Annotated in this window: 15 protein-coding genes and 1 pseudogene; 3 read left to right on the top strand and 13 right to left on the bottom strand. The window is 60.0% G+C overall.

Going from position 1 to position 15,459, the window contains the following annotated elements:
* Nucleotides 1-71 precede the first annotated feature (71 nt).
* The 5 genes and pseudogenes from ACZ89E_RS13720 to minC all read right to left on the bottom strand — a co-directional run bounded on the left by ACZ89E_RS13720 (nucleotide 72) and on the right by minC (nucleotide 4,051).
* Complete coding sequence (locus ACZ89E_RS13720) at nucleotides 72-1,175, bottom strand: hypothetical protein (protein WP_476255862.1); 1,104 nt, start codon at nucleotides 1,173-1,175, stop codon at nucleotides 72-74.
* 52 nt (nucleotides 1,176-1,227) lie between these two features.
* Nucleotides 1,228-1,863, bottom strand: coding sequence for an RluA family pseudouridine synthase (locus ACZ89E_RS13715; RefSeq protein WP_133836605.1), 636 nt, complete (start codon nucleotides 1,861-1,863; stop codon nucleotides 1,228-1,230).
* Nucleotides 1,864-2,044: 181 nt separating this feature from the next.
* Nucleotides 2,045-2,300 (bottom strand): annotated as a pseudogene (minE, locus tag ACZ89E_RS13710) (cell division topological specificity factor MinE).
* Nucleotides 2,300-3,112 carry a septum site-determining protein MinD gene (gene minD / locus ACZ89E_RS13705; protein ID WP_054049606.1) on the bottom strand — a complete coding sequence of 271 codons (813 nt, stop codon included), beginning with the start codon at nucleotides 3,110-3,112 and terminating at the stop codon, nucleotides 2,300-2,302. The pseudogene minE and the gene minD overlap by 1 nt, the downstream one beginning before the upstream one ends.
* A gap of 201 nt (nucleotides 3,113-3,313) precedes the next feature.
* Nucleotides 3,314-4,051 carry a septum site-determining protein MinC gene (gene minC / locus ACZ89E_RS13700; RefSeq protein ID WP_149656903.1) on the bottom strand — a complete coding sequence of 246 codons (738 nt, stop codon included), beginning with the start codon at nucleotides 4,049-4,051 and terminating at the stop codon, nucleotides 3,314-3,316.
* 118 nt (nucleotides 4,052-4,169) lie between these two features.
* On the opposite strand from minC, the gene ACZ89E_RS13695 reads away from it, so the two are divergent.
* Both ACZ89E_RS13695 and ACZ89E_RS13690 read left to right on the top strand, forming a co-directional pair.
* Nucleotides 4,170-5,102 carry a lipid A biosynthesis lauroyl acyltransferase gene (locus tag ACZ89E_RS13695; RefSeq protein WP_476255861.1) on the top strand — a complete coding sequence of 311 codons (933 nt, stop codon included), beginning with the start codon at nucleotides 4,170-4,172 and terminating at the stop codon, nucleotides 5,100-5,102.
* Nucleotides 5,103-5,137: 35 nt separating this feature from the next.
* Nucleotides 5,138-6,310, top strand: coding sequence for a patatin-like phospholipase family protein (locus ACZ89E_RS13690; RefSeq protein WP_476255860.1), 1,173 nt, complete (start codon nucleotides 5,138-5,140; stop codon nucleotides 6,308-6,310).
* A gap of 205 nt (nucleotides 6,311-6,515) precedes the next feature.
* Here the strand turns inward: ACZ89E_RS13690 and ACZ89E_RS13685 are convergent, their stop codons facing one another.
* The 7 genes from ACZ89E_RS13685 to puuE form a co-directional block, all read right to left on the bottom strand.
* Nucleotides 6,516-7,301, bottom strand: a complete 786-nt coding sequence (locus tag ACZ89E_RS13685) for an outer membrane protein OmpK (RefSeq protein ID WP_149656901.1) — start codon at nucleotides 7,299-7,301, stop codon at nucleotides 6,516-6,518.
* Nucleotides 7,302-7,800: 499 nt separating this feature from the next.
* Complete coding sequence (locus tag ACZ89E_RS13680) at nucleotides 7,801-9,159, bottom strand: nucleobase:cation symporter-2 family protein (protein ID WP_476255859.1); 1,359 nt, start codon at nucleotides 9,157-9,159, stop codon at nucleotides 7,801-7,803.
* A gap of 138 nt (nucleotides 9,160-9,297) precedes the next feature.
* A complete protein-coding gene (locus ACZ89E_RS13675; protein ID WP_463259832.1) occupies nucleotides 9,298-10,599 on the bottom strand; it encodes a urate hydroxylase PuuD in 1,302 nt (433 codons plus the stop codon).
* 50 nt (nucleotides 10,600-10,649) lie between these two features.
* Nucleotides 10,650-11,153 carry an ureidoglycolate lyase gene (locus tag ACZ89E_RS13670; protein WP_010456681.1) on the bottom strand — a complete coding sequence of 168 codons (504 nt, stop codon included), beginning with the start codon at nucleotides 11,151-11,153 and terminating at the stop codon, nucleotides 10,650-10,652.
* 143 nt (nucleotides 11,154-11,296) lie between these two features.
* Nucleotides 11,297-12,292, bottom strand: a complete 996-nt coding sequence (alc, locus tag ACZ89E_RS13665) for an allantoicase (RefSeq protein ID WP_476255858.1) — start codon at nucleotides 12,290-12,292, stop codon at nucleotides 11,297-11,299.
* Nucleotides 12,293-12,382: 90 nt separating this feature from the next.
* Nucleotides 12,383-12,898 carry a 2-oxo-4-hydroxy-4-carboxy-5-ureidoimidazoline decarboxylase gene (gene uraD, locus ACZ89E_RS13660; protein ID WP_149656897.1) on the bottom strand — a complete coding sequence of 172 codons (516 nt, stop codon included), beginning with the start codon at nucleotides 12,896-12,898 and terminating at the stop codon, nucleotides 12,383-12,385.
* A complete protein-coding gene (gene puuE / locus ACZ89E_RS13655) occupies nucleotides 12,895-13,821 on the bottom strand; it encodes an allantoinase PuuE (protein WP_054048713.1) in 927 nt (308 codons plus the stop codon). The genes uraD and puuE overlap by 4 nt, the downstream gene beginning before the upstream one ends.
* 420 nt (nucleotides 13,822-14,241) lie before the next feature.
* Here puuE and uraH point away from each other — a divergent pair, with 420 nt between their 5' ends.
* Entirely contained in the window at nucleotides 14,242-14,595 is a 354-nt protein-coding gene (uraH, locus tag ACZ89E_RS13650) for a hydroxyisourate hydrolase (protein WP_476255857.1), read from the top strand.
* A 201-nt stretch (nucleotides 14,596-14,796) separates the two neighbouring features.
* Here the strand turns inward: uraH and ACZ89E_RS13645 are convergent, their stop codons facing one another.
* On the bottom strand, nucleotides 14,797-15,423 hold the full coding sequence (locus ACZ89E_RS13645; RefSeq protein ID WP_054048710.1) for a LysE family translocator: 627 nt from the start codon (nucleotides 15,421-15,423) through the stop codon (nucleotides 14,797-14,799).
* Between the last annotated feature and the right edge of the window lie 36 nt (nucleotides 15,424-15,459).

The following is a 15,459-nucleotide window of genomic DNA, read 5'->3' as shown; positions in this document are numbered from 1 at the left end:
ACTCCAGACAGCAATGGGCGGGAGTTTAACGTATTGGCCTGGGGCTTTGGGCATGACGTGTGTCGCCGACGTCAGCCGGCGGCCTCGACGCGTTTTTTCAGGTACTGCATGATCACCCGTTCATCTTCGGATTTGTCCGGCTTGGGCAATTGCTCCGGCCAGCGATTACGGGCGTTCAACAGCTTTTTCTGACTGTTCTTGTCCCAACGCAGGATTTCCCGCGAGGCGCATTCCCACCATTCATGGCGGCAAGCCCCGTAATACGCCCCCTCCGGTGCGGCGCTGCCATACAGCAAGTCGCGACCGACCTTGCGCAGCGCGCCGTTCTGGTGGCGCAACTTCCATTTGATTTTCAGCCGCTGCCAGGCCGACGGAAACGGTTTGACCCGCGGCACGTCACGGCAAAGCTCAACCAGATCCTGGCTGAACTGTTCGCCATGCCGGGAGAAGAAATAGGCAACCATCGCATGGAAGAAACGTTTTTCGGCGAAGTAGTGATAGATGTACTTTTTCGCCTCAGCCACGGGCTTGTCGCGCATCGCGAACGACAACGCAATCTGCTCGATGGTGTGGATGTCGAAGCCGTCCCGGGTCCATTCGTCGATCAACCGGATGGATTCGTCGAACAGGGCGCCGTCACGGTCGGTCACGCCGCACAGGCCACTGTTGTACAGCTTGAAACCGTTGGTCGGGGTGATGCCGTGGGCGTTCAGACACGCGCCGAGTTTCTGGTATTCGGGGCGCTCGCAGACGTACTGCCAGTCGTACTCGAAGCGATCCATCAGGAATTGGCCAGGCTGAATCTGGCTGAAAATCCGGTTCGGGTCGCTGGTGAACAGCGTGTCGGTATCGACGAACAGGGTTTTTTCCGCAAGCTTCAGGCCGGCGGCAATCGCGCAGGCCTTGCGGCGGTGGTGATAGCCGTTTTCGCCCTGCCATTGGGTCAGGGTTTCCTGACTCAGAAATACGGTATCGACCGGCCAGCCAGCATAGTCCTCGGGGCGGTCCGTGAGGATTCGGATGCTGGGACACTTGCCGTTTTTGGCGTGGGACAGTGCGGTCAAGATGCTGAACTTGGCTTCGCGACGGTAAACGTCCTGGTTGCCGTAGATCAGGTAAAGCAGTTGGTTGCGGGTTTTCTTGACGGGTGTTGCCAGGGGATCGGTACAACGCATCCGGATCGGTATCCTTATTTCTTAAAGCGGGCGACTGCTTGTCAGGCAGTGCTTAAAACGGTGCCGGACACTCGAAACGCAAGCGTTCGCCGGTTTGAGGATGGGTGAAGCTGAGCATGCTCGCGTGCAGGCACAGGCGCGGCCAGGCAGCCAGGGCTTGCTCGTGGGCGTAGAGCCCGTCACCCAGCAGCGGATGGCCGATGGACAACATGTGCACCCGCAGCTGATGGGAGCGGCCGGTGATCGGCGTCAGCTCGACACGGCACCAGTCGCCACAACGCTCAAGCACGCGCCAGAACGTCAGGGCGTTCTTGCCGAATTCGTGGTCCACCACATGCCGTGGCTTGGTCGGTGGATCGTAGCGCAGGGGCAGGTCGATGCTGCCGCTGTCCAGTTCCGGCTGACCCCAGGCCAGGGCGGTGTAGGCCTTTTCGGTTTCGCGGTCGTGAAATTGCCGAGACAGTTCGCGATGGGTATCCGGGTCACGGGCCAGCAGGATGATGCCGGAGGTTTCCCAGTCCAGGCGATGGACGATACGCGCTTCCGGGTAGCCGTTTTCCTGCAGGCGGGTGATCAGGCAATCCTTGTTGTCGTCGGCCCGGCCAGGGACGGAGAGCAACAGGGTCGGTTTGTTCACCACCAGGACAGCGTCGTCCTGATGGATGATGTGGACGTTGGACAACGGCATTAAAACAGCCTCGTAACAAACGCCAACGGCGGCTCAGAACCCTGCACCCCGTAGGAGCAAAGCTTGCTTGCGAATCGCATCAACTCGGTGTGGCAAATACACCGAGTTGCCTGGTTTCGCGAGCAAGCTTTGCTCCTACGCGGGGCGCAGGTCTGAGCCGCCGTGGCTCCCGCCGGATCGACTAGCGATCTGGCAGGGTGATATTGAGTTCCAGAATCGAGCAGCTACCCTGGTTTTCCAGGGCGACGTGCACGTCATCGGACCCGATATTGACGTACTTGCGGATCACTTCCACCAGTTCCTTCTGCAAGGCTGGCAGGTAGTCCGGGGTACTGCGCTGGCCGCGTTCATGCGCCACGATGATCTGTAGACGCTCTTTCGCTACCGACGCGGGTACTAACCTTTTTACTGGCACGAAAGAAGTCAAAAAGATTCATTATTTACCTCCAAACAGGCGCTCGAAGAAGCCTTTCTTCGTCACATCGAGGAAACGATGTTCCTTTTCTTTGCCAAGGAGGCGGTCGACCGCATCGCCGTATGCCTGACCGGCATCGCTCTGGTCGTCGAGAATCACGGGCACACCGGAGTTGGAGGCTTTCAGTACGGCCTGGGATTCCGGGATGACGCCCAGCAGGGTCACGGCCAGAATCTCTTTGACGTCTTCAACACCGAGCATTTCGCCGTCGCTGACGCGTTGCGGGTTGTAGCGGGTCAACAGCAGGTGTTCCTTGATCGGGTCTTCACCCCGTTCGGCGCGACGGGACTTGCTGGCCAGCAGGCCCAGCATGCGGTCCGAGTCACGTACCGAGGAGACTTCCGGGTTGGTCACGATGATCGCTTCATCAGCGAAGTACATGGCCAGGTGAGCACCTTTCTCGATGCCGGCCGGGGAGTCGCAGACCACGAAATCGAAGTCTTCTTTCAGCGCCATCAGAACCTTTTCCACGCCTTCGACTGTCAGCGCGTCTTTATCGCGGGTCTGACTGGCGGCCAGTACGTAGAGGTTTTCCAGGCGCTTGTCTTTGATCAGGGCTTGTTGCAGGTTGGCTTCGCCGTTGACCACGTTGACGAAGTCATACACCACGCGACGTTCGCAACCCATGATCAGGTCGAGGTTACGCAAACCGACGTCGAAGTCGACGATCACTGTTTTGTGGCCGCGCAGAGCGAGGCCGGTACCGATAGCGGCGCTGGTGGTGGTCTTACCCACACCACCCTTGCCGGATGTAACCACGAGAATCTTGGCCAAGGTGTTTCACCCCTAAGGAAAAAGGACTTTTAGCCCCTGAAAAACATCTCTTGAAAAACTACTGCAGTCGGACAGCCTTGGCTGGAATCCGGTCCTGGGCGGCATTTACCGGCGGTAAACACTGCTTTTGGCCTTTTTCCTACTTCGTTTGAGCCGTTTTCGCTACGTTTTAGAGATGCTTGGAAAATGCGGCAGTATCCGTTAAAGCCGAATGATGTTCAACACGTCGCCCGACAGGCTGACTTGTACGCCCGAGCCCCACAACGGATCGCGCCGCAGGTCCTCGGAAACCTTGTAATGACCAGCGATGGAGAGCAGTTCGGCGCTCATCTGCTGGCAGAAAATCCGCGCTTTCGTGTCGCCTTTGACCCCGGCCAGTGCACGACCGCGCATCGGGCCGTATACATGGATGTTCCCATCGGCGAGAAGTTCCGCCCCCGGGCTGACCGACGAAACGATGACCAGATCGCCACCCTGGGCATAGATCTGTTGGCCACCACGTACTGGCGAAGTGATTACCTTGGTCGGTTTAATCGTCGGTTCCGGTGGTTTTTCCGGTTTTTTCACCACGACGCCTTCGTTCGGGTCCAGCGGCCGCTCACGGGCACCGGACGGCGGCAGCACCGGCAGGTCGACGGCGATGGCGGCGGCGATGTCCTCGATGCGGCTGGCGCGGATCGCCAGGGTGCGCAGGCCATGGGAACGGCACACGCGCATCAGGCCCGGCAAATCGACGGCGCCTTCGCTGGCCGGGAGTTTGTCCAGGGCCAGCACCAGCGGCGCATTGCTGAAGAAATTCGGCGCCTGGGCAACCTTGGCGGCCAGTTGTCGATCGAGGTTCTCGAGGTCGTTACGGGCCAGCTCCAGCACCGTAATGGCGAGCATGCTGCCCTTCAACTGGAACACAGGATCTTGGTCTAGCGGTTCGGTTTGGCTCATGGTCGGCATACAACGGCTTGTCACTAAAAGTGCCGAGACTTATAACGAGAACGCCCGCAGGCCGCAAGCCGGGTCGAACGATGTAGAATGCGCGGCCATCGTCTTTCCGGAAGCTTTAATGGATCGCCCGCGTTTTCGTCCCGCCTTTCTTTCTCCACGTTTCTGGCCGCTGTGGTGCGGGCTGGGGCTGTTGTGGCTGATTGTCCAGTTGCCGTATCCGGCGTTGCTGCGAGTCGGCCGCCTCCTGGGTGCCTTGATGTACCGGGCGGCCGGCGACCGACGGCGCATCGCCAAGCGCAATCTTGAGCTGTGTTTCCCGGAAAAGTCCGCCGAGGAGCGCAAGCGCCTGCTCAAGGAAAACTTCGCCTCCACCGGCATCGCTTTCTTCGAAATGGCCATGAGTTGGTGGTGGTCGCGCCAGCGTCTGGCCAAACTGGCCCATGTCGAAGGCCTGGAGCATCTGAAAAAAGCCCAACGCGACGGCAAGGGCGTGATTCTGATGGCTGTGCATTTCACCACGCTGGAAATCGGCGCGGCATTGCTCGGTCAGCAGCACACCATTGATGGCATGTACCGCGAACACAAGAACCCATTGTTCGACTACATCCAGCGTCGCGGCCGCGAGCGGCACAACCTCGATTCGCTGGCGGTGGAGCGCGACGACGTGCGCGGCATGCTCAAGTTGCTGCGGGCGGGCCGGGCGATCTGGTACGCACCGGATCAGGACTATGGCGCCAAGCAAAGTATCTTCGTGCCGCTGTTCGGGATTCAGGCGGCGACCGTCACGGCCACCAGCAAATTCGCGCGGTTGGGCAAGGCGCTGGTGGTGCCGTTCACCCAGGAGCGACTGGCGGACGGCAGTGGTTATCGCTTGGTGATCCATGCGCCGCTCGAAGGTTTCCCCGGCGAGACCGAAGAGGCCGATTGCCTGCGCATCAATCAATGGGTCGAAGGCGCCTTGCGCGATTGCCCGGAGCAATACCTCTGGGCCCATCGCCGCTTCAAGAGCCGTCCGCCCGGCGAGCCGAAACTCTACGCAAAACGCGGTTGAACCACCGATCCCCTTAAGCACCATGGAGTGTTGCGATGCGCCCAGCTGAACCGGTTACAGGGTTGATTCTTTCCGGCGGCGGGGCTCGAGCGGCGTATCAGGTGGGCGTGCTGGCGGCGATTGCCGAATTGCTGCCGCCGGGCGCGGACAATCCGTTCCCGGTGATCGTCGGCACCTCGGCCGGGGCGATCAACGCCGTCAGCCTGGCCAGCGGGGCGATGGACTTTCGCGGCGCCATCGAGCGCCTGACCGCGTTCTGGCAAGGCTTCCGCAGTCATCTGGTGTTGCGCAGCGACTGGCCCGGCGTGATCCACCAGGCCAGCCGCTTTGTCAGCCACAGTTTGCTCGGCATCGGCGCCCAGGTGCCGGTGGCATTGCTCAACAGTTCGCCGCTGCGTGGCTTGCTCAACGACAAACTGCAAATGAACGGCATCGCCGAGGCCATCGCGCAGAAGCAGTTGCAGGCGGTGGCGGTGACCGCGTTCGGTTACGAATCCGGCCAGGCGGTCACCTTCTATCAGGGCGGCGGCACCATCGACGCCTGGTTGCGCCATCGCCGGATCGGCGTGCCGACCCAATTGACCGTTGAACACTTGCTGGCCAGCTCGGCGATTCCGTTGTTGTTCGCCCCGGTGAAGATCGGCGAAGAGTTTTTCGGCGATGGCGCGGTGCGCCAGTCGGCACCGATCAGCCCGGCCCTGCACCTGGGAGCGAGCAGGGTGCTGGTGGTGGGTGTCAGCGGCAACCCGCGCGGGGTCGACCCGGAACAACCGTTGCAACGGGCCTACACCGGCCAGCAGCCGACCCTGGCGCAGATTGGCGGGCACATGCTCAACAGCACGTTCATTGACAGCCTGGAAAGCGATATCGAGCTGTTGCAGCGTCTGAATCAGTTCAGCCACTTGATGCCCGATGGCACGCCGACCCGTGCCCTGGGCGTGGCACCGGTGGAAGTACTGGTGATTTCGCCGAGCCAGCCAATCGACGAGATTGCCGCGCGGCATCGCCAGGAATTGCCGGCAGCGTTACGCCTGTTCCTGCGCGGGCCGGGTGCGACCAAGACCAGCGGGGCGGGGGTGTTGAGTTATCTGCTGTTCGAGGCGGGGTATTGCAGCGAGTTGATTGATCTCGGGCGGCGGGATGCGTTGGCCAAGCGCGATGAGTTGTGCCGGTTTTTGGGGTTGGCGGAGCCAGTGGTCGCCGCTTGAGATTGGCGGTGTGGCTATCGCGAGCAAGCTTTGCTCCTACGGGTTTTATGTCGTTCACATAATCCCAGAACGACACAAAACCTGTAGGAGCGAGGCTTGCCCGCGAAGACGTCCTCCCGGACACCACAAACAAAAGACCACAACCCCCACCCACCGCGGATGCGCACGTGGCGGATAGCAGCTGCGGTCTCTTGTCTTCAGCTCATCAGAAGTGGAACTTCACCAGGAAGCTCGTCACGTTCTGGTTGGTGGTAAACGCGTTGGTGTCATCAATCCCGTACTTGTTCTTCCAGTAGTCGTATTCCACACCGACGTACAACTGCTTCTCGCCGAAATTCAGCGCCTTGCCCAGGTCGTATTTGACCTGCGGGTTGAAGTGCAGGTTGGCGTGGTATTCGCCACGGGCGTTTTTGTCGTTGTCGACCACCCAGTCCATGTAGCCATCGATCAGGATGTTCGAGTCACCGACCGGGATGGTGTAGGACCAGACGGGGGTGATCTGCCAGACGTTGTTGCCTGGACGATCGCCATCAGGATGGCGCTGGTAGAAGTTCAGCTGGAAGTAGTCGAAACCGGGAATCGCCAGGTCGAAACCCGGGCCGATCAGGTAAGACTCGGAATCACCTTCGCCGAACTCGTAAGTCATCGCCAGCAAGACGTCTTTGATCGGGCCGAATTCGATCTTCTGGTCCAGGACTTTGCCCAACGAAATGCGGGGCTGGAACTCACCGTAATAGGTGTTCGGGCCGTTGTTGAAGTCCTTGTCACCGTTGTAGAAGATCTTGTCGATGAACAGGAAGTTATCCCCATATTTCCAGGCATCGGCGTGCTCGAAAGTGACGGTTTGCTGAATGTGCGGGTTGACCTTGAAGTCCTTGCCATACAGGTAGGTCAGGCTGTTGTTCTGCCATTGCAGCAGGTCGCCGGCCATCGCTTGGCCCCCGGCCAGCAAGGATCCCGCGAGCATCAGGCTGGTGCACGTACGTTTCATTCGGTTGCTCCCAAAAAGTAGGTGGTTCCACGTTTTTTTTCTTAGGTCGGCGCTCTGGTGTGGCGCCTTTCTTTGCAGCTTTGAAAATTCATCCATTCGGTCAGCTTTGTTGCTGTTAGCAAGAGCTGAGCCAAGGCTTTCGAAAAGCCAAAAAACTCCCGTTCGGCTGTTCGAAAACAGTCGATTACGGGAGATTTTTGAATGCCTTGCTACCGTCCAGTGCCGGGGTAAGTTGGCTTTCTGGTCAGGAATTAAATCCGGGCTTTTTTTTAGACCGGATTCGGGCGGCCGCGGAGAATACTGACTCCTTGGCCAGGTCTCAAGTGCCCCGCAACAGCGCACCGACGACAGGTTTGGGGCACGGTTGGCGGCGGGTGGCCTGGCGTCGCAAAACGACAGACTTGAGGGGGTAAAAACCATCTGGTGCTTCCTCTTGTTTTTATTGTTGAGGCGCAGGCAGTTGCTGGCTGCCACAGGGCAGCCAGGTCACAGGTTTCGATCAGTGCGGGTGGGCGGCGCAGTCGTTGATGGCTGCGCGCTCTTTACCGCCGAGAATGTTGAACAGCAGGTTCAGGGACAGGGCACTCAAGGTCGCCATGGCGATGCCGCTGTGGGTGATCGGGCTCATCCACATCGGCAGGTGCGCGAAGAACTCCGGACGCACCACCGGGATCAGGCCCATGCCAATGCTCACCGCCACCAGCAACTGATTGCGCCGGTCGCCGATGTCGGCTTCTTGCAGGATCTTGATCCCGGTCGCCGCGACCATGCCGAACATTGCAATCGCCGCGCCGCCGAGGACTGCCGGGGGAATCGACGCCACCAGGAACGCCGCTTTCGGCAACAGGCTGAGCATCACCAGCAAGCCACCGGCGACGATGGTCACCGAGCGGCAGCGCACGCCGGTCATCTGCACCAGGCCGATGTTCTGCGCGAAGGAGGAGTGGGTGAAGGTGTTGAAGAATCCGGCGAAGAACGAGGCCGCGGCGTCACACAGCAGGCCGCGACGCAGCATCCGTGGGCAGACTTCGCGGTCGGTGATCTTGCCCAGGGCGAGGAACATCCCGGTGGACTCGACGAAGATAATCACCACCACCAGGCACATGGACAGGATCGGTGCGAGTTCAAATTTGGGCATGCCGAAATGCAGCGGCGTGACGATCTGCACCCACGGCGCCTGGGCCATGCCGCTGAGGTCGACCATGCCGATCACCCCGCAGAGCACGTAGCCCAGGCACATGCCGATCAGCACGGAAATATTGACCCAGAACCCGCGCATAAAGCGGTGGACCAGCAGAATCGTGGCCAGCACCAGTGCGGCGATGGCCAGGTAAATAGGCGAGCCGAATTGAGCGGCGCTGGCGCCGCCACCGGCCCAGTTCACGGCCACGGGGAACAGCGACAAACCGATCGAGGTGATGACCGTGCCGGTCACCAGCGGCGGGAAGAAACGCACGACTTTGGACATGAACGGCGCGATGAGCATGCCGAAGAACCCGGCGGCGATGGTCGCACCGAAGATCCCTTGCAGGCCGATGCCAGGCATGCCGGCCATGGCCACCATGCTGCCAACCGCAGCAAAACTGGCGCCCATCATCACCGGCATGCGAATGCCCATCGGGCCGATGCCGAGGGATTGCACGATGGTGGCGATGCCGGCCACCAGCAGGTCGGCGTTGATCAGGAAGGCGATTTCTTCACGACTCAGGCCAGCGGCCTGTCCGATGATCAGCGGCACCGCGATGGCACCGCCGTACATCAGCAGAACATGTTGCAGACCGACCAGGATCAGTTGCAAAAGGGGCAAACGCTGAATGGCGGGTGCGTCGGGGATGCGCGCTTCGGATAGCTCGGACATGCAACACCTCGGATCTTTTTTATTCTTGTGATTTTTGTATCAGGTGACCGCGGCGCGGCCGTTCGCGGGCAAGCCTTGCTCCTACAGGTCAGCGTGGACCTTGTAGGAGCGAGGCTTGCCCGCGAAGCTTTTCAGCGATTAATTGGTCTGGGCTCCCTGGTTGATCCACGCACCAATCAGGTCACGTTCCTGTTGGGTCATCTGTGTGATGTTGCCCAGTGGCATGATCTGGCTGGCGACGGCTTGCGCCTGGATCCGCGGGGCCAATTGCTGGATTTGTTGCGGGGTGTCGAACATCACGCCGGCCGGGGCTGCACTGAACAGCGGGCTGGTGGGTTTGGCCGAATGACACACGGCGCAGCGTTCCTGAATCACGCTGTGCACCTTGTCGAACGCCGGGCCCTGGTTCGATGCTTGCGCCGGTGCGGCGGCTGGAGCTGCAGGTTTCGCCGCTTCAGGTTTGAGGCCTCCACCGACGGCGGTTTCCGGCAACGGTTGGTACTCGATGGTGCCAGGGGCCTTGGCCACTTCCGGTGCGCTCGGCATTTGCGCCGGGCCCGTCACGTAGGCCAGGCTGATCATGCCGACGGCTGCGACCGGCAGGGTCCAGGCAAACTTGTGGCTGTCGTGGCGGGTGTTGAAGTAGTGACGCACCAACACCGCCAGCACCGCGATCCCGGCCAGGATCAGCCAGTTGTATTGGCTGCCGTAGGTGCTCGGGAAGTGGTTGCTGATCATGATGAACAGCACCGGCAAGGTGAAGTAGTTGTTATGCCGCGAACGCAGCAAACCTTTGGCCGGCAGCGCCGGATCGGGCGTGCGGTTCTCGGCAATCGCCGCCACCAGTGCCCGTTGCGCCGGCATGATGATGCGGAACACGTTGCCGACCATGATGGTGCCGATGATCGCGCCGACGTGCAGGTAGGCACCGCGACCGCTGAACACTTTGCTGAAGCCGTAGGCCGCCGCAATGATCAAAACGAACAGGATGCCGCCGAGCAGGGCAGGGCGTTTGCCCAGGGCCGAGTCGCAGAGGAAGGAGTAGATGAACCAGCCGATGAACAGCGAGCCGATACCGATGGCCACGCCTTCAGGACCGCTCAGGGTGCTGCCCGGTGCCAGCAGATAGAGTGTCGGGTTGGAGTAGAACACCACGCACAGCAGCGCGATCCCCGACATCCAGGTGAAGTAGGCTTCCCATTTGAACCAGTGCAGGTTGTCCGGCATGGTCGGTGGAGCCAGTTTGTATTTTTCCAGGTGATAGATACCGCCGCCATGGATCGCCCACAGATCGCCCGCCAGACCGCTTTTCGGGTTGACCCGATTGAGGTTGTTTTCCAGCCAGACGAAATAGAACGACGCACCGATCCAGGCCACGCCAGTAATCATGTGAACCCAGCGCACGCTCAGGTTCAGCCATTCCAACAGATGTGCTTCCACAGTCTTTACCTCTCGCCTGTCACTCTGTTGTCGAGTGATCAGACCTTCTCTTATTGGTGGGGGGCAAGGATCAACCGCTCATCCTCTTTGAAAAAATGCTCATCGCAGTTATTGCCTGTGCCACTGCGATCAACCACCAGGAAGTCATCCCGCTTTTCGATCGTCAGCACCGGATGGTGCCAAACGCCGCGATGGTAATTAATGCCCTGCCTGCCGTTGGTGACGAAGGCGCGGACCAAGCCTGATACAGGTTCATCGCCAAGTGGCGCGACCACGATCAGAAAGGGGTTGCCGAGCAGCGGAATGAAAGCCTGGCTGCCCAGCGGGTGACGCTCCAGCATGCTGACGGTCAGCGGCATGTCCTGCGCGTCGGCGCGGAAGATGCTGATGATCGCGTTGTCCTCTGGCGTGGCGGTTTGCACCGTCGCCAGTTTATGAAAGCGCATGGTCGAACCGTTGTTGATCATGAAGTGATCGCTGCCGTCGGTTTCGATCACATCACCGAAAGGGGCGAAAGCTTCTTTGGTCAGCGGTTCAATCGTCAGTGTGCGCATGCTGGTCTTCTTTTCGTTGAGTTCTGTTGATCGTTCCCACGCTCTGCGTGGGAATGCAGCCCGTGACGCTTTGCGTCACATCCAAAGCGGACGCGGAGCGTCCGGTGATGCATTCCCACGCAGAGCGTGGGAACGATCGGGTGTTATTTAGCGACCTTGCCCAATACGCGCAGGCGACTCACGCCCCCATCCGGGAACACATTGAGGCGGATGTGGGTGATCGGCCCCAGAGCCTTGATCTGCTCGGCGAAGGTGTGTTCAGCGTGCATTTCCAGTTTCTGCGCGGGCAGCAGTTCGCGCCAGAACAGCGATTGGGTTTCGATCTGGCTGTCGGTGCCGCCCTTCACGAATGCACCTTGAATGGAGCAGGTGTCCGGGTAGTTGCCCTTGAAGTGCAGGGTGTCGACGATAACTTTCTCGACTTCGCCGGCATGACCCAGCGCCACGATCACCCAGTCATTGCCCGGTGTGCGACGACGTGCGGTTTCCCAGCCATCGCCCATGTTGATGCCACGGCCCGGGTTGAGGATGTTGCTCATGCGACCGAAATGTTCGTCGGAGCAGGCGAGGGCGCGGCCACCGTTCAGGGCGGCGGCCAGGTCGATCTGCTCGTTGTCGCCCACCGCCGACCAGTCGCGGTGCGGCACACCGTACACACGCAGACGCGCTACGCCGCCATCCGGGTAGATGTTGAAGCGCAGGTGGCTGAAGGCCTGGTCGTTGTTGATTTCGTGGTAGTGGTGGCTGTTGCCTTGCAGCTCGACGGCGGACAGCACTTCAACCCACTGGGTATTTTCGGTCGGCTCGCCTTCAGCCAGGAAACAGGCTTCCAGGGACGCCGACGGCGGGTAGTTGCCGGTGAAGAATGAAGTGTCGATGTCCACGCCTTTGATCGAACCCGCGACACCCAGGCGAATCACTGCGCTGTCATAGCCTTCGAAGCGCTTGCGGCGCGATTCCCAGCCGTCCATCCACTTGCCGTTGTCATCGAACACGCCTTCTTTCCACACGGCCGGGGTCGGCTGGAACAGGCGGTTGGCATCAGCGAACCAGTCATCGGTGACCGAGATGATTTTGGTGCCCAGGCGGGCGTCGGCCAGGTTGACGAACTTCTCGAAAGGTAAGGCGTAAGCTTTCATTCTTCTTGTCTGCCTTTAATTAGTTGGCTTGGGATGCTCTCGGGGCCCTGGGAAACGCAAGCGTTCATGAGGTTTCTCGGGCCAGGATCGCTATAGGGTCAGTAATCGGAACAGGGCGATCTTGTTGATCTCCGCCAGCGCGCATTTGAACTCGGTGTCTTCCGTGTTGTGAATGCGCGTTTCGAACGCCGCGAGGATCTGATGCCGGTTGCTGCCTTTTACCGCCATGATGAAGGGAAACTTGAACTTGGCTTTGTAGGCGTCGTTCAGCTCGGTGAAGCGCTGGAACTCTTCGGCCGTGCATTGGTGAATCCCGGCGCCAGCCTGTTCATTGGTGCTGGCTTCGGTCAGTTCGCCCTGGACGGCCGCACGGCCGGCCAGGTCGGGGTGAGCGTTGATCAGGGCCAGTTGGCTGGCGTGATCGGCGCTCAACAAAATGTCGCTCATGCGCTGGTGCAGGGTTTCGATCTCGTCGATCGAAGCGTCCTGGCCCAGGTCGAAGGCCTTCTCGGCCACCCATGGCGAATGTTCGTAGATGTCGGCGAACGCGGCGACAAACGCGTCGCGGCTCAGGCTCGATGGTTTGACGGTTTGAAAGGTGCTCATTTCGCAGCCCCTTGGTACGGGTGGGTTTCGTGCCAGTGGCGAGCGATGTCGACGCGACGGCTGAACCACACCTGTTCATGACTTTTAGCGTATTCGATAAAGCGCTTGAGCGAGGCCAGACGCGCCGGACGGCCGATCAAGCGGCAGTGCAGGCCGATCGACAACATCTTCGGCGCTTCGGCGCCTTCGGCGTACAGCACGTCGAACGCATCCTTGAGGTATTCGAAGAAATCGTCGCCCTTGTTGAAACCCTGGACCTGGGTGAAACGCATGTCGTTAGTGTCCAGGGTGTACGGGATCACCAGGTGCGGCTTGCCGGTCGGGTTGTTGGGTTCCCAGTAGGGCAGGTCGTCGTCGTAGGTGTCGCAGTCGTAGAGGAAACCACCTTCTTCCATCACCAGCCGGCGGGTGTTCGGGCCGGTGCGGCCGGTGTACCAGCCCAACGGGCGTTCGCCGGTGAGTTCGGTGAGGATGCGGATCGCTTCGAGCATGTGCTCGCGTTCCTGGGCTTCGTCCATGTACTGGTAGTCGATCCAGCGATAGCCGTGGCTGCAGATCTCGTGGCCGGCCTCGACCATGGCACGGATCACGTCCGGGTGGCGCTGGGCGGCCATGGCGACGGCGAAGATGGTCAGCGGGATGTCGAATTCCTTGAACAGTTTAAGCACCCGCCACACGCCGGCGCGGCTGCCATACTCGTAAAGGGATTCCATGCTCATGTTGCGCGCGCCTTGCAGCGGCTGCGCCGAGACCATTTCCGAAAGGAAGGCTTCGGATTCTTTATCGCCATGCAGGATATTGCGCTCGCCACCTTCCTCGTAATTGAGCACGAAGGACAGGGCGATGCGGGCATTGCCCGGCCAGTGTGGGTGCGGAGGGTTACTGCCGTAACCAACCAGGTCGCGTGGGTAGTCAGCGCTCACTGCAGTCTTCCTTCTTGTTCGTGTCGACTTATTCAAGGTCAGAGTTGTGTGGCAGCCTGGTGTGGCGTCACAGCGATGGGCTGATTGTATACAACTTTATATTCAATTTGTAAGCCTGATTTTTTGCATTTTTCACTGACTGTCATGAATGGGTGTTACTGCAAGAAACCTGCCTGACTGGTCAGCTAATGGATAAGAGGTCCGCTGCACGCATGGTTCGTGGTCAGATTCGCCGGGAAACCTTGTGTGGCGGTGGTGGCGATAAAAATGTCGTTTTTATTGTGTACAATTTTTTTGAAAAGTGTCTTAATCAGTCGCTCGCCGCAGCTTTTCGTGCTCCGAAACGGTGCGGTCTCCTTTTCAACTGACTTCGGGAGGCGCGAGGCCTGACTGCTGTATGCAGGCAGGCGCGCAGAATCAATGGGACGTTTGACTACACACGTTTTGGACGCTGCACACGGTTGCCCGGGCAGCTCGATGAAGGTCGAGTTGTACCGCGTTGAAGGCTCGCAGCTGGAATTGGTCGCCAGCGCGATCACCAACAGCGATGGCCGTGTCGATGCACCGTTGCTGCAAGGCGATGACTACCGTTCCGGGGTCTATCAGGTTCAGTTTCATGCGGGCGATTACTACCGCGCCCGTGGCGTTCAGTTGCCGGAGCCGGCGTTCCTCGACGTGGTGGTGCTGCGGTTCGGCATCTCTGCGGAACAGGATCACTACCACGTGCCGCTGCTGATTTCGCCGTACAGCTATTCGACCTACAGAGGAAGCTAGACTCCCCCAAGAATCTGCGCATAAAGCTTCTTTGGTCTTTTGCCCGCCCACACTGCGGGCTTTTTTTTGCCCTGAGGAATGTGGTGTGGCGGATGACGCCTTCGCGGGCAAGCCTCGCTTCTACAGATGTTGTGCCGTCCGCAATGCCGGTGAACGACACAAACCCTGTAGGAGCGAGGCTTGCCCGCGAAGCTTTTGCCCTTAACGGCTCAACAACGACGCCGCCCCCGCACCACTGAACAACCCCGCGCTGATCCGGTTAAACCAACTCTGTCCTTTACCCGTGCGCAGATACCGAGCCGCGCCATGGGCGCCCAGCCCATACGCCAACTTGCACAGCAGATCGAGCACGGTCCAGGTCGCAATCATCACCAGCAGCTGCGGCAAAAACGGCTGCTCGGCACTCAAGAACTGTGGCAGGAAAGCGGCGAAGAACAGAATGTCCTTCGGATTGCTCGCGCCCAACACAAACGCGCGCCCGAACAGGGCACGAAAGCGCGGTACCGGCGCAGCCTGGGGCACTTCAGCGCCCACCGATGGCTGGCGCGATTGCTGCCAGCTCTGCCAGGCGAGGTAGAACAGGTACAGCGCGCCGACGATCTTCAGCGCGCTGAACAGCTGTTCCGATGCCAGCAGCAGGGCGCCCAGGCCCAGTGCCGAGGCACTGAGCAGACAAATCGAAGCAATCACGCCACCGAGAAACGCCGGGTACGACCGGCGCAAACCGTAGTTCAAACTGTTGCTGATCATCAGCAAAGACAATGGCCCCGGGATCAGGATCACCACCAGCGCAGCGCCGCTGAACAGCAGCCAGGTTTCCAGACTCATCACTTTCCTCCTAATGTGCAAAAGCCCCACCCGACG

Source organism: Pseudomonas sp. TE3899 (assembly GCF_056279105.1).
The sequence above is the reverse complement of the archived record's forward strand: the minus strand, read 5'-3'. Positions and strand labels throughout refer to the sequence as shown.

Bases quoted from the DNA above. Each gene is read 5' to 3' on its own strand.
- ACZ89E_RS13720 (WP_476255862.1), bottom strand. From the start codon at position 1,175: ATGCGTTGTACCGATCCCCTGGCAACACCCGTCAAGAAAACCCGCAAC.
- ACZ89E_RS13715 (WP_133836605.1), bottom strand. From the start codon at position 1,863: ATGCCGTTGTCCAACGTCCACATCATCCATCAGGACGACGCTGTCCTG.
- minC (WP_149656903.1), bottom strand. From the start codon at position 4,051: ATGAGCCAAACCGAACCGCTAGACCAAGATCCTGTGTTCCAGTTGAAG.
- ACZ89E_RS13695 (WP_476255861.1), top strand. From the start codon at position 4,170: ATGGATCGCCCGCGTTTTCGTCCCGCCTTTCTTTCTCCACGTTTCTGG.
- ACZ89E_RS13690 (WP_476255860.1), top strand. From the start codon at position 5,138: ATGCGCCCAGCTGAACCGGTTACAGGGTTGATTCTTTCCGGCGGCGGG.
- ACZ89E_RS13685 (WP_149656901.1), bottom strand. From the start codon at position 7,301: ATGAAACGTACGTGCACCAGCCTGATGCTCGCGGGATCCTTGCTGGCC.
- ACZ89E_RS13680 (WP_476255859.1), bottom strand. From the start codon at position 9,159: ATGTCCGAGCTATCCGAAGCGCGCATCCCCGACGCACCCGCCATTCAG.
- ACZ89E_RS13670 (WP_010456681.1), bottom strand. From the start codon at position 11,153: ATGCGCACACTGACGATTGAACCGCTGACCAAAGAAGCTTTCGCCCCT.
- alc (WP_476255858.1), bottom strand. From the start codon at position 12,292: ATGAAAGCTTACGCCTTACCTTTCGAGAAGTTCGTCAACCTGGCCGAC.
- uraD (WP_149656897.1), bottom strand. From the start codon at position 12,898: ATGAGCACCTTTCAAACCGTCAAACCATCGAGCCTGAGCCGCGACGCG.
- uraH (WP_476255857.1), top strand. From the start codon at position 14,242: ATGGGACGTTTGACTACACACGTTTTGGACGCTGCACACGGTTGCCCG.
- ACZ89E_RS13645 (WP_054048710.1), bottom strand. From the start codon at position 15,423: ATGAGTCTGGAAACCTGGCTGCTGTTCAGCGGCGCTGCGCTGGTGGTG.